The sequence below is a fragment of the Sphingomonas jinjuensis genome (assembly GCF_014197105.1).
Classification (GTDB): domain Bacteria; phylum Pseudomonadota; class Alphaproteobacteria; order Sphingomonadales; family Sphingomonadaceae; genus Sphingomonas; species Sphingomonas jinjuensis.
Window position 1 is genome coordinate 289,328 of the sequence record NZ_JACIEV010000004.1, and the last position, 14,075, is coordinate 303,402.

The 14,075-nt window shown below is 69.6% G+C and carries 6 protein-coding genes; all 6 read right to left on the reverse strand.

Annotated features, from left to right (window positions below; genetic code table 11):
- Window positions 1-4: 4 nt before the first annotated feature.
- Genes GGQ80_RS09000 through GGQ80_RS09025 form a run of 6 tightly spaced genes read right to left on the reverse strand, consistent with a single transcriptional unit; the run spans window position 5 to window position 13,883 of the window.
- Window positions 5-1,918, reverse strand: coding sequence for an alpha-L-fucosidase (locus GGQ80_RS09000; RefSeq protein ID WP_183983907.1), 1,914 nt, complete (start codon window positions 1,916-1,918; stop codon window positions 5-7).
- The gene (locus GGQ80_RS09005; protein ID WP_183983909.1) at window positions 1,915-4,140 is read right to left on the reverse strand and encodes a hypothetical protein; all 2,226 of its coding nucleotides are present in this window, start codon (window positions 4,138-4,140) and stop codon (window positions 1,915-1,917) included. The genes GGQ80_RS09000 and GGQ80_RS09005 overlap by 4 nt, the downstream gene beginning before the upstream one ends.
- Window positions 4,137-6,455 carry a GH92 family glycosyl hydrolase gene (locus GGQ80_RS09010; RefSeq protein ID WP_183983911.1) on the reverse strand — a complete coding sequence of 773 codons (2,319 nt, stop codon included), beginning with the start codon at window positions 6,453-6,455 and terminating at the stop codon, window positions 4,137-4,139. The genes GGQ80_RS09005 and GGQ80_RS09010 overlap by 4 nt, the downstream gene beginning before the upstream one ends.
- Window positions 6,452-8,974, reverse strand: a complete 2,523-nt coding sequence (locus GGQ80_RS09015; RefSeq protein ID WP_183983913.1) for a glycoside hydrolase family 3 C-terminal domain-containing protein — start codon at window positions 8,972-8,974, stop codon at window positions 6,452-6,454. Before GGQ80_RS09015 ends, GGQ80_RS09010 begins: the two co-directional genes overlap by 4 nt.
- Window positions 8,971-11,508: a beta-mannosidase gene (locus GGQ80_RS09020; protein WP_183984107.1), complete on the reverse strand. Its 2,538-nt coding sequence runs from the start codon at window positions 11,506-11,508 to the stop codon at window positions 8,971-8,973. The genes GGQ80_RS09015 and GGQ80_RS09020 overlap by 4 nt, the downstream gene beginning before the upstream one ends.
- Window positions 11,509-11,537: 29 nt before the next feature.
- Window positions 11,538-13,883 (reverse strand): beta-N-acetylhexosaminidase, encoded by a 2,346-nt coding sequence (locus tag GGQ80_RS09025; RefSeq protein ID WP_246346966.1) that lies wholly within the window; start codon window positions 13,881-13,883, stop codon window positions 11,538-11,540.
- Window positions 13,884-14,075: the final 192 nt, after the last annotated feature.

The following is a 14,075-nucleotide window of genomic DNA, read 5'->3' on the forward strand; positions in this document are numbered from 1 at the left end:
AATTTCACTTGGAAGTAAAGCCGCCGACGCCCGCCACCGCCAGCTTCGCCGCAGGCACCGCGGTCGCGGCGAAGCTGAGGCGCAGGAAGCGCGCCCGACGCGGCGTGGCGAACGCGATCCGCTGCGTCGACAGCGCATAGGCGATGTTGGCGAACTCGCCGCTCGCGCCCGGCTGCCAGCTTCGCCCATCGACGCTGGTCTCCACGACATAGCCCTTGGGCGGCGCCGCATCGGTCATCACCTGTCGCGACGGCGTCAGGCTGAAACCGGCCAGCATCTCCGCCTGGCCAAGGTCGAGCGTGACGCTCGCCGGCTTGCCCGCGACGGGCGCCGGTTGCGTCCAGATCGTCTTGGCATCATTGTCGAGCAACACGTCGGCCCCAGGCGCCGACGCCGCCACGATCCGCCACCCGGCGGTCGACAACACGCTGGGATCGCTCGACACGATCGCCGGCACCGGCACCGGCGCCACCGAACGGAACAGCGAAACCTCGCTGATCGCGGGGCAGGCCGTGCCCTCGAGGATGCGCAGTTGCAACCGCCGCGCGGTCACCGGCTGGGGCAGGCGGATGATCCGCTGCGCCGAGATGCACTCGTGGACCGCCAGCTCGCGCCAGGCACCGTCGATCTGAACGTCGACCGCGAATTTCGTCACCCGGATACCGAGCGGCAGATGCTCGCGGATACGGATCAGGTCGAACGCCCGCCCCGGCGGCAGGTCGAGCACCAGCGTCGCCTGCGTCACCTCGTCGGGTGTCGACCAATAGCTGTCGCGCCTGCCGTCGAGCACCTTGTCGGCCGCGAACGCCGATCCCCGCTCGTGGCTGGCATGCGCCACCGCGCCCTGCGCCAGATCGCTCGCGAAGCTCGCCCGGATCGCATCGCCGAAGCTTTTCAGGATCTTCGCATCCTGGTGGGGAATCCGCCCACGCCGGTCGGGCGGCAGGTTGAGGTGCATGTTCGTGCCCCGCCCTACCGACGTGTCATAATAGCGGACCAGATTCTCGGGACTACGGACCTTCGAATCCTCGTCGCTGTGATAGAACCAGCCCGGCCGGATCGACGTGTTGGTCTCCGCCGGCCACCACAGCGGCGCCCCGCGGACGCCCGAGTTACCCTCCGCCTGAACGTAGGCGTGGTTGGGCATCGTCGGCCAGCACGGATCGCCGGCGATGCCGTCCTCGTTCCCGACCCAGCGAATATCGCTGCCCAAGGGATCGAAGGTGCAGGCCTTGGGCTGGTGCTGGTGGACCAGCGCGATGATCGACGGCCAATCGTAATAAGCCGGCGCGTCGATCTTCCGCGTCTCGCGCGCGCCGCCGTAATAGCCGTCGCCGCCGTTCGCCCCGTCGAACCAGAACTCGAACAGCTCGCCATAGCGCGTACACAGCTCGACGACCTGCTTGCGATAGTAATCGATATAGGCCGGTCGCCCATACTCGGCGTGGTTGCGGTCCCATGGCGACAGGTAGAGCCCGAACATCAGCCCGGCGCGCCGTGCCGCCTGCTCCAGCTCCCCGACGATATCGCCCTTGCCCTGCTTGTAGGGCGAGTTGCGGATGCAATGCTCGGTCAGCATCGTCGGCCACAGGCAGAAGCCGTCGTGGTGCTTCGCGGTCAGGATGATGCCGCGCATGTTCGCCGATTTCGCCGCAGCGACGATCTGGTCGGGGTCGAAATCGGTCGGGTTGAACAGCGCCGGGCTCTCGTCACCGAAGCCCCATTCCTTGTCGGTGAAGGTATTGATCGAAAAATGGATGAAGGCGTATTGCTCGTGGCCATGCCACGCGAGCTGGCGCGGCGACGGTGTCGCCCCCCAGGGCGTGGGCGCGCCGGTCCGGTCGCTCGCGGCGAAGGCGGGGGCGGCGGACAGCAGCGCGCCGGAGGCGACGAGGTGGCGGCGCGTAAGTTCGGTCACCGTTGGGCTCCAGTCAAATGTTCGGGGATCAGCCAGGTTTCGGCGATCTGATGGCCGCGGCCGCTGCCGCCCATGCCGGGCGGGCGGGTCCAGCCCAGCGTCAGCGTGCCGCCCGCCGTCGCGGCGGCGGGGATCGCCACCTCGACCGTCTCGGGATTGCGTGTGCGCGGGCGGTACGGGTGTAGTTCGATCGTATCATTGGCGACCAGCCGCATCGACAGCGCATAATCCTCGCCGGCCCAGGTCGCGACCAGCCGATAGCGCCGCCGGGGATCGAGCCCGGTATAGCGCAGCGTCAGCGGCGCATCGTACAGCGTCTCGGCATAGCTGATCTCGGACATCCGCCAGCCATCGTCAGGCGTCCGGTCGGCGATGCCGTCGATCGCGCTGGCGAAGCCCGGCGGATCGGCGGCGAGGCCCGCTCCCCGCACCAGATGCGGCTCATGGTCGGGATCGCCCAGATCGTCGTACAGCGCCCCCTCGGCCGCCCGGGCATGATCGCCCAGCCGCACCAGCGCCGCCCGGTCGGTCGCCGCCCTGATCCGCGGGATCAACCAGTGCCGATCGTCGAGTGTCACGTCGACGCGATCAAGATTGGCCCCGCGCTCGACGCTCGACGCGCCGTATAGCGGAACGCTCAGCTGCAACCGAGCACCGGCATGAGGTCGCGCCGCCAACCCGAACAATCGCTTACGCAGTGCCTTCGCCTCGGCGCCGTCCGGCACCGCATAGGCCGCGATCGCCACCGCCCCGTCGGCGCGCAGCAGTGCCGCCCGCGCCGCCGCATCGCGCCGCCGCGCCTCGCCCAGCCGCGCTCGCACCAGCGCATCATAGACCGCGCGATAGCGCAGGCTGTCGGCTTGCCAGCCGCTACCCTGCATCCGGTCGACCAGCGCCAGCGTCGCATCGATCGACGCATTCGCCGCCGGGTCGCCGACCCAGTTGCGCTCGAGCGCGAACGCCGCCTCGCCCGCACGCACATCGCCGATCACGCTGCGCCCGTAATCCGCCATCAGGCTGCGCGGCTCGGCCTGCGGCTCCCACGCCAGCCGCATCCACAGAAACTGGTTGGCGTCGTCGTTCACCCCTTCCGAATAGGTCGTGAACCCGCTCGTCAGCGCCATGAAGCGGCGGAAGATCGCGGTCATCGCCAGCGGCCGGGGATCGATCGGCTCGCGCCCCTCGGTCAGCGCGAAGGCGGGGTGCCAGCGATCGACCGGGAATTGCGCATGCATCGTGTGACCGATGTCGGGATAGAGCTCGATCGGATAGCGCGCGGGGATGCGTCGGAGCTGCACCGGCACGGGGTCGCGCGATTGCGGCCCGACGAACACCCCGGTCAGCCAGGCGGGCTGCCTCGCCAGCTCGGCGTAAAAGGCCTCGTAGCCCGCGGCATCGAACCCCTGCGTGGACAACCACACTCGCGCAGCGGGATTGGTCGCCCGCACCATCCGCGCCGCTTCCCCTGCAACGCCGAACAGCAGCGGCGGCGCGGTATGGCCGGGATCGCCACCTGGCATGTAGAAGGCGTCGATCTGCGGCAGCGCCCCGAGCAGATCCCGCAGCCGCGCCATCTCCGCCGCGGTCTCACCGGGTTTCCCATAGTCGCCGAGCAGCGGGTAATAGAGCGCGAAGTCGATCCCCAAAGCGTGCGCGGCATTGCCGATCCCGCGCAGCGTCTCGATCGGCGGCGCGGGGAAGAGCGGGCTCGCCGCGGCATCGTCCGAAACCGGCGCGATTACCTGCACCCCGCTCGCACCCCAGAGCGCCAGATCCTCGATCCGCCGCCTGAACATCGGCAGCGTCCAGGCGTCGTAGCTGTTGTTCTTGGCGCGATAGCCGATCTGGGTCAGCCGTCCCGCATAGACCGGTGCCTCATCGACCGGCCCCGCCACGGCAACCCCACCGCCGCGCCACGCCCTGAGCACCCAACCCGCGCCATAGACGAGCCCGCGTGTGCCCGCAGCGATGACGACGGTCACGCGCCCGACACGCCGCACCGCATAGCCCTCACCCGCCACCCCGGGGGAGCGCCAACCGCGGCCGACGATCGCCTCGGCCTGCGCCGGGGGCGCCACCACCAGCATGTCGCGGCACCGTCCCCGCACCACGCGGGCGCCGCGCTCGTTCAGTCGCGTCGCCAGCAGATCGGCCGCGACGCCCTCTCCCGCGACGCAGCCGACCGGTGCCAGGCCTGCGATCAGCAGCGCCGCCGCGATCACGCCGGTGCGCGACCGAAAGACGGCGGGCGATCGGCCTTGTCGGAACCGAACGCCTTGTTGGGCTCGGCCCCCATCGCGAAGCGAAGCGTCCCGCCCTTCGCCAGCTCGGCATGAGCGATCCAGCTCTTCGTCCAAGGCCGCCCGTTCCACGTCACCGACTGGACATAGGGGGTGTCGGCACGGTTGCCCGGCGCCTCGATCGTCAACGACCGGCCGCCACCGACCTGGATCACCGCGCGCTCGAACAGCGGCGAGCCCAGCACATAGGCCGCCTCGACCGGATCGACCGGATAGAAGCCCAGCGCCGACAGCACGAACCACGCGCTCATCTGGCCGCAGTCGTCGTTGCCGATGATGCCCTTGGGGGTATTCTGGTACATCTCGGTACACAGCCGCCGCACCATCGCCTGCGTCTTCCAGGGCGCGCCGACGTAGGCGTAGAGGTACGGCGCATGCTGGTCCGGCTCGTTGCCGTGCGCATATTGCCCGACCAGCCCGGCGATATCGGGCGGCGCATTCTTGGGCAGCGTCGAGGGCGCGGTGAACAGCGCGTCGAGTCGCGCCTCGAACGCCTGATCCCCGCCCATATGCGCGATCAGGCCATAGACGTCGTGCTGGTTCAGGAACGTCGCCTGCCAGCCGTTCGCCTCGGTATAGTCGCGCCACCACGGCTTGGGCATATGTCCCAGCTGGATCGGGTCGTACGGCGTCCACCAGCTGCCGTCGGCGAGCCTGGGCCGGGCGAAGCCGATGCTGGCGTCGATGACGTTGCGCCAGTTGCCGCTGCGCTTCAGCAGCCGTGCGGCATCGTCGGCCTTCCCCGCGGCGCGGGCGAGATGCGACGACGCCCAGTCGTCATAGGCATATTCCTGCGTCCGGCTGACGCTCTCGAACACTTTGTCAGCAGGCACATAGCCCATCCGATCGTAGAGATCGCGACCGAGCGAATTGTCCTTGTCGGGCGCGCTGAAATCGAACGACCGCTTCGCGATCGCGGGCCACGCCGCGGCATAGTCCGCCGCGATCCCCTTCGCCTGCGCCTCCGCCAGCACGGACACGCCGTGCCAGCCGATCATCGTCCCCGTCTCCTTCGCCTGGAGCGGCCAGACCAGCGGGCCATAGGGCGATTGCGTGGTCTGGCGGATGATGTCGTCGACCAGGCTCTTGACCCGTCCAGGCGCTACCAGCGTCAGCAGCGGGTGGAGCGCGCGATACGTGTCCCACAGCGAATAGGTGCTGTACGCCGCGCCGCCTGCGGGCACGCGATGTACCTGCCCGTCCATGCCGGCATAGCGCCCGTCGACGTCGCTGAAGAGCGTCGGCGCCAGCTGCGCATGGTACAGCGCCGACGCCATGATCGTGCGCTGGTCCGCCGTCCCGCCCTCGACCGCGATGGTGCCCAGCGATGCCGCCCACGCCCTTGCCGCCCGGCGCCGGACGCCGTCGAAGTCCCAAGCCTTCGCCTCCGCCGCCAGGTTCGCCCGTGCGCCCGCGACATCGACGCCGGAAATGCCGCAGCGGACCAGCAGCGGCGCGTCGCCGGCGCGGTCGTAATGCAGCACCACCTTCAGCCGCTTGCCCGCGACCTCGGTCGTTCCCGCCGGCTGCTCGGCATCCGCGTCGCCATAAAAGGTCACGCGATCGGGCTTGCGCGACAGCTGCATCGCGAAGTGGATCCGGCGTCCCTTGGCCCAGCGGTTGACGGTACGGCTACCGGTCAGCGTCCCGTCGCGATCGATGGCAAGGCTCGCGCCCTCGACCAGCGTGCCGCTATCCCATTTGTCGAGCACCATGTGCGCTAGGTCGACCAGCACATGCCCCGCCCCCTTGAGGAAGGTATAGCGATGCCAGCCCGTCCGCTCGGTCGCGGTCAGCTCGGCGAGCACGCCGCTTTCCAGCCGGACGCGATAGTAACCCGGCTCCGCCAGCTCGTCCGAATAGCGCTGGCGATAGCCCGCGTCCGGCTGGTCGAGCGGCCCCGGCTCCAGCTTGACCGGCCCCGTCGTCGGCACCACCAGCACGTCGAGCATGTCGCCGATGCCCGTGCCCGACAGATGCGTGTGGCTGAACCCCATGATCGACGCGTCGCCATGGTGATAGCCCGAGCAGGTGTCCCACCGCGCGATGTCGGTGTCGGGCGACAGCTGCACCATCCCGAACGGCAGCGTCGCGCCCGGATAGGTATGGCCGTCGCCGCCGGTGCCGACGAACAGGTTGGGCTTCGGCACCGGCAGCGGCGCGGCGATCGCGGGCAGCGCCGCGACCACCGCGCCGAGCGCGCTGCCGGCCAGCAACTGGCGGCGATCGATCGTCATTTCGGCAACTCCTGCGCTGCGCCCGTCAGTTCGGTGTCGACCCATTGCCCGGCGCCGTCGCCCGGCTGGCCGCCACCGATCCAGATGCGATATCTGCCCGGCACCACCCGCCGCGTGCTGTCGCGCGACACGACCGACAGGCTGCGCGGCTCGATCGTCAGCGCGACGTTCTTCGCCTGACCCGGCTTCAGCGACACGCGCACGAAGCCCGCCAGCTGGCGCTGCAACACCGCATCGGTGAACCCCGGCCTCTCGTCGCTCGCCGGCGGCACGACATAGGCCTGCACCACTTCCTCACCCGCACGCGCGCCGGCATTGGCCAGCCGCACCCGCACCGTCACCGGCGCGCCGACCGCGCCGCCGCTCGCCACGGCATCGCTATAGCCGAACCGCGTGAAGCTCAGGCCATGGCCGAACCCCCACAGCGGCGTGCCGGTGAAATAGCGGTAGGTCCGCTCCTTCATCCCATAGTCGACGAACGCCGGCAGGTCGCTCGTTGCGCGATAGAAGGTGACGGGCAACCGCCCCGACGGGTTGTTCGCGCCCGCCAGCGTGTCGGCCAGCGCCGTCCCGCCCGCCTGCCCCGGATACCAGCTCGCCAGGATCGCATCGGCGCTTGCCGGATCGACCGCCACCGCGCTGCCGCTCGCCAGCACCAGCACGACCGGTTTGCCCGTAGCGCGCACCGCCTCGATCAGCCGCACCTGCGCCGCGGGCAGCGCGATGTCGGTTCGATCGCCGCCGACGAAGCCCGGCACCTGCACCTGAAGCGCCTCGCCCTCCAGGTCGGGCGACAGGCCGGCGACGATCACCGCCACGTCCGCCGCCTTCGCCGCCGCGACGGCCTCGGCGATCAGCGGCTCGGCGGGCGGCATCCACGACAGGCGGATGCTCTCGTCCTCGCTGCGGTGGTCGAGATCGAGCACCAGCGGCTGAGCGCTCCCGTCGCTGTCGATCGCGATCTCGACGCGCCCCTTCGGCAGTACGCCGTCATGCAGCACCCGCCCGCCCAGCGTCAGCTTCACCACATCGTGCTGCGTGCAGTCCTTCCAGCACTGCGCCTGGTCGACCACCAGTCGATAGCGCCCCGGCCCCGGCGGCGTGAACTCCGCCATCCAGTGCCCGTGCCAGCCCGTCACCGGCAGACCCGACCGCGGTGCCATGCGGTTGAGGTCGAGGTCGATACGCCGCTCGGCCCGTGTCTCCACCGTCTTGCCACCGACGCCGTAGGTCGCGCTCAGACCCCGCAGCGCCGTCTCCGGCACGACCACCGCCGCGCCATCCGCTAGCACCGATCCTTGCGCATAGGCGACGCTGCCGAACCGGGCCCGCAGCCCGGCAAGCGGGGTCACCGGCGCCGCGGCGCTGCCATGGTAATTGCCCTGCAACACGCCAAGGTCGTCGGCATTGGCCCCGATCACCGCCAGCTTCGTCGTCGGCTTCAGCGGCAACAGATCGCCCTCGTTCTTCAGCAGCACGATTCCCTTGCGCGCCGCCTCAAGCGCGATGGCGCGATGCGCCGGCGTATCCACCTCGGTCGGCTTGATCGACGACCAGCGCGATGTCCCGCCGAACGCGATCCCCAGGTCGCGCCGCGCCGTCAGCGAACGCACCAGCGCCGTGTCGACCTCCGCCTCGCTGACCAGCCCGCGTCGCACCGCCTCGGGCAACGCCGCATAGGTCGTCCCGCAATTGAGGTCGTTCCCGCCGCGGATCGCTGCGGCGGCAGCTCCTGCGCCGTCGAGACGATAATGGTGGAAGCTATGGATATTCCCCACCGCATCGCAATCGGACACCGTGAAGCCGGTGAAGCCCCAATCCTTGCGCAGCCGGTCGATCATCAGCGACGGCAGCGCGCACACCGGCGTGCCGTGGATCGAGTTATACGCACACATCACCGAGCGCGCCTTGCCCTCGGTCACCGCCAGCCGGAACGCGGGCAGATAGGTCGCCTCCAGGTCGCGCGGGGAAGGATCGACGTCGAACCCGTCACGCCCGGCCTCCGGCCCGCTGTGGACCGCGAAATGCTTGGGCGTCGCGATCACCTTGGGCTGCGCGGGATCCGGCCCCTGCAATCCGCGGACGAACGCCACGCCGAGCCGCCCCGTCAGATAGGGATCCTCGCCATAGGTTTCCTGCCCCCGCCCCCAGCGTGGATCGCGGAAGATGTTGATGTTGGGCGACCAGATCGTCAGCCCTTCATAGATGCGTCGATCCGCCGATGCCGGACGGGCGTTGAACTTGGCCCGCGCCTCGGTCGCGACGACGTCGCCGACTCGGCCGAGAAGCTCGACGTCCCACGTCGCCGCCAGCCCGATCGCCTGCGGAAACACCGTCGCGCGGCCGTTGCGCGCGAGGCCGTGCAGCCCCTCGTTCCACCAGTCATAGGCGGGCAGCCGAGCCTTCGCATCCGCCGGCGCGGTCGATTGCAGCTGCGCCGCCTTCTCCTCGATCGTCATCGCCGCGACCGCCGCGGTGACGGGGTCGGCCGCCTGCGCCGCCAGCACCAACCAGATCATCGCGCCAGACTCCGCGGCGTGAGTGCCTTTTTCAGCGTCGCCGCCGACGCCTTCGACCTCACCGTCACCGTCACGCTCTCTCCGGGTAACAGGTCGAAGCCGTCGTCCGACGGCTGCGCGCCGATGTCGCCGAAATCGAGCATCACCGCCCGCGCCAGCGCCTTGGCGCTCACCGTCACCGCGTTGCCGTTCCACGTCGCGGTCAGGCCCGGGTCGGGATAGGCCATGTCCTTGGGCACGCTGCGCTCCACGATCGTACGGCTTGCGACCCGCCCGTCGACAACAAGCTCCGCCACCGCATAGCTCGATGCCGAGGGCGCCTCGGCGAACAGGTCGGCGTCGGTCAGCGATACCACCTCGGTCGCCGACAGCGGCGGCAGCGTCACTGCCGCCTGGAAGCTGCGCAGCGCGCGCCCGTCCATCGTCATCGCCCGCACCCGCCACTCCGCCGCGATCGGCGTCGTCGCGTCGGACACCAGCACGACGCGCGTCGCATCGCCCTTGCGCTCGGCGACGATCGCCTGGGGCGCGAAGAACCGCCGCGCCGCATAGTGCAGCAGCTTCCACCGCCCCTCGTAATCGACGCTCGCCCACGACACCGCCGGCCACACGTCGTTGAGCTGCCAGTACAGCGACCCCATCGTCACCGGCCGGCACGCGCGATGATGCGACGCCGCCAGCTGAATCGCCTGCGCCTGGTTGACCTGCGTCAGGTACACGAAGTCCGCGAAATCCTTCGCCGGTCGCAGCCGCTGGTCGAGATACAGCCGGAGCCGCTCGTTGCCCTCGCCCGCCAGGAACTTCTGGTGCGCCTTCATCACCGGCGCGTCGGGCGCCAGCGCGCCCTTGCCGGCGAAATCGCGGATCGTCGCCAGGTCGGGCATCGCCTGGAAGCCATATTCCGACATGAAGCGCGGGCAGCCGTTCAGATAATTCTCGACCGGCTTCGATCCCGACCACACGTCCCAGAAATGCCGGTCGCCGCTGGCATCGGTATCGATGGGGCCTTCGTAGTCGGTCGACGGCGAGTTGTTCCAGTACGGCGTCCCCGGCGCATTGCGCGTCACCGCATCGCGCAGCACTCGATCGAACAGCACTGCCATGCCGACGCCGATCCGCTCCTGCTCGTCCGCGCCGATCGCCTTCTTGAACGCCTTGCGGTCGCCCCAATTCTCCCAGCCAGACAGGATCTCGTTACCGCCCGCCCACAGCACGATCGACGGATGGTCGGCCAGCCGCGCGACCTGTTCGTCGGCCTCGATGCGGACATTCTCGCGATAGGCGGCGTCGGGCGGCGTCACCGATCCGCCGAACATGAAGTCCTGCCACACCATGATGCCCAGCTCGTCGGCGGCATCGTAGAAGGCGTCGTCGAGATAATAGCCGCCGCCCCACACCCGGATCATGTTCATGTTCGCGGCGCGCGCATCGGCCAGCAGCGAACGCATCGTCGCCGGCGTGACGCGCGCGGGAAAGCTGTCGAACGGGATCAGGTTCGCGCCCTGGGCGAAGATCGCCGTGCCGTTGACGCGAAAGCCGAATGCGCCCTGCCCACGGATCAGGTCGACCGTCCGCAGCCCGATCCGCGAGGACACACGATCGTCGTCGCCCAGCGCCGCCTCGACCCGGTACAGCGGCTGCGCGCCATAGCCGACCGGCTGCCAGCGCTGCGGATTGGCGATCGTCAGCGGTACCGACACCAAGTTGCGCCCCGCGCTCAGCGTCACCCGCCGCTCCGCCGCGATCGCGGCGCCCGCCGGCGTCGTCACCGTGGCGCGCACCATCGTCGTCACCGCATGGTCGGCGACCACCTCCAGCTTTGCCGCGACCCGCGCCTCGGCATCGCCCAGCGCCTCCTGCTCGACGCGCAGGCGATCGATCCGCGCATCATCCCACGCCTCCAGCCGAACCGCACGCCACAGCCCGATCGTAACGATCCGCGGACCCCAGTCCCAGCCATAGCCGTACTTCGCCTTGCGGATGTACGGCGACGTCTGCTTGCCCTTGGGCTCGTCGCCGAAGGCGCTGTCATATTCGCCGGGCAGCGGGTTCTTCTCGGCCAGCACCATCGGCTGCAACCGCCTGATCGGCGAGGCGATCGCGACGACGATCTCGTTCGCGCCGGGCTTCAGCAACGGCTTCGCGTCCGCGCGCCAGCGGCGGTGCGCATTGTCGGCGGTCAGCAGCGCGCGGCCATTCACCGTCACGCGCGCAAAGGTATCGAGCCCGTCGAACACCAGGTCGAGGTGCCCGCGCGCCAGCATCGTCGGCGTGACGGTCAGCGTCGTTCGCCATTGCCAGTCGGTCAGCCCGACCCACTGGATCGCGGCCTCGTCCGTCCCCTTGAACGGATCGGGCACCTGCCCCGCCGCGATCAGATCCTGCTGGACGCTCCCCGGCACCCGCGCCGCGATCCAGCGCGCGGCGCGTGAATGCGCCTTCGCCGCCGCGCCATCGGCGGGATCGATCCGCACCTGCCAGCCGCTTGCGAGCGGGGTCACCGACTTGGCTGCTGCCGAGGCGACACCCGGCATCAGCAGCAGCAACGCCGCGATCACCAGCCTCACTTGGCGGCCTCGACCAGCTGGACCTTGCCGACCGTGTAATAGGGGTCGGTCGTCGGCGAGGTGAACTGGAAGCACACGTCGGCATCGCCCGGCATCGCCGGCAGCTTCCCCTCGAACGCGAAGCGCTGCGGCGCGGTCTTGGGGTCGGGCAACGGGAAGGCGCCGGCCGCGATCGGCTGCGCCGTCTTGTCGCCCGCCGCACGCCGCTTCGCCGCATCGATGCAGCCGACCTGCACCAGCAGCTCGCCGAAGTCGGACACGTTGTAATGCTGCTTCACCATGCGCTGCTCATGCGCCAGGCCGTAATGCCGCGCGAGCCGGACCACCTCGACGCGATAGCCCTTGGCGACATCGAGCGGCGCCTCGGGATAGAGCGAGCAGGTGTCGAACAGGTTGATGTTGTACGCTGGCGTATTGGCGGTCGATTCCGACGTCAGGGGCACGCGTAGCCCCAGCGACCCCGCCGGGCACTCCTTCATTTGCGAACTCTCGCGCATCAGCAGTGCCGTGCGCGACGTGTCGAAGCTGCGCACCGCCGCCGTCGCATTGCCGCTCGCATCGAACGCCACCGCGCGCACCGTGGCGCCGGGCTTGAGCGACAGCGGTGCGGCATAGGCCTTCGACCGCAACGTCGGCGCGCTGCCGTCGGTGGTGTAGCGGATCGTGCCGTACCCCGCCTGCGTCGACAGCGTCAGCGGCACCACACTCTTACGCAGCGCGTCGCCGCGCGTGCCCTCGATCTGATAGGCGACCGCGAACGCGCTGTCGGCGACATGCACGCCGCTGCGTTCCCAGCGGTCGCCCTGCCGCACCAGCCGCGGCAGGAACGCGGCATAGTCCTTTGCCCCCTTCGCCGCCCAGCTCACCTCCGCCACCGCACCGGCGCGTGGGAAGGCGTGATGCTGCAGCTGCCAGGGCGTGACGATATACTCGCTCCACAGGTTCGCCTGCGCGCCGAGGACGTGATGCGCCTTGTCCGCCGCGATCCCGGCGGGCAGCGGATCGTAATTATACACCTGCGCCAGCGTGATCGCGTCGTAGCGCCCCGGCGGCTCGTCGGGCAGCAGACTCTGGGTATAGTTGATGTACATCGGAGTGCCCGGCGTCATCACCACGTCGTGGCCCATGTTGGCGGCGTCGATCCCGCCCTTCTCGCCGCGCCACGACATGACCGAGGCCGATTGCGGCAACCCGCCCTCCAGGATCTCGTCCCAGCCGATCAGCCGCCGGCCCTTCTTCTCCAGATAGCGGCCGAACTGCTCGATCATCCAGCTCTGCAGTGCTTCCTCGTCCTTCAGCCCCAGCGCCTTGATCTGCGCCTGCACCTCGGGACTGCGCTGCCACTGATCCTTCACCGCCTCGTCGCCGCCGAGATGGATGTAGGTGCCGGGAAAGATCGTCATCAGCTCGTCGAGGACATCCTCGACGAAGGCGATGCCCTTGGGCCCCGGATTGAACAGATAGGGCATGATGCCCCAGTTGTTGCTGACCGCGGGCTTGTCGCCCAGGATGCCGAGCTCGGGATAGGCCGCGACCAGCGCCTGCGCATGGCCGGGCAGGTCGATCTCGGGCACCACGGTGATGCCGCGCTCGGCGGCATAGGCGACGAAGCGCTTCAGCTCGTCCTGCGTATAGGCGCCGCCGACCTTCTGCGCGGGCGCAGGCCCACCGGTCGAGGGCGGGGTACGCCAGCCGCCGATGCTGGTGAGCTTGGGATATTTCCTGATCTCGACGCGCCAGCCCTGATCGTCGGTCAGGTGGATGTGCATCGTGTTCAGCTTCACCGCCGCCATCGCATCGGCCATGCGATACAGTTCCTCGATCGGCTGGAAATGCCGCGCGACGTCGATCATCAGCCCGCGCCACTGGAAGCTCGGTGCATCGGCGATCGTCACCGCACCGATCCGCGCCGGCTTGCCGAACGCGGTGTCGGGGCTGGCGAGCTGTGCCAGCGTCATCGCGCCATAGACCAGCCCCGCATCGCCCGACGCCGCGATCGTCGCGCCCTTCGCATCGACCGTCAGCCGATACGCCTCGCGCCCCGCGACGCTCGCATCGCGCACGAAGCGGATCGGCCCCGCGTCCCCGCCGGTTTCCAGTGCGAGCCCACGCCACGCCTTGACCCGCTCCGCCAGCAGCCGCGCCGCCACGCGTGCGCCCGCATCGCTCGCCGGCACGCCGATGCGCATGCCCGTGGCGACGGTAAACGCACCGCTCGCCGGGGTAGCAGAGGCCGGCATCGGCAGCAGCGGCAGCGGGTCTGCCCCGGCCGATCCGGCGGCGAGGCCCAGGGCCGAGACCGCGGCAAGGAACAGGGGGAACCGGGGGGACAGGATACGCAACGCCTCTACTCCTTCAGCGACCTCGACGATGTCGCCCACCGTCATACCGACGGGCGCCGATAACAAGATGCCGCCCGCGGGAACGTCCGCGGGCGGCAGTGAGGGATGCCAACAGAGAGATCGAGCGTTGGCATCACGGGGAACCCCGTCGCGCATGGCCGGGGTGGCGACATTGCTGGGATGCCGCCGCCC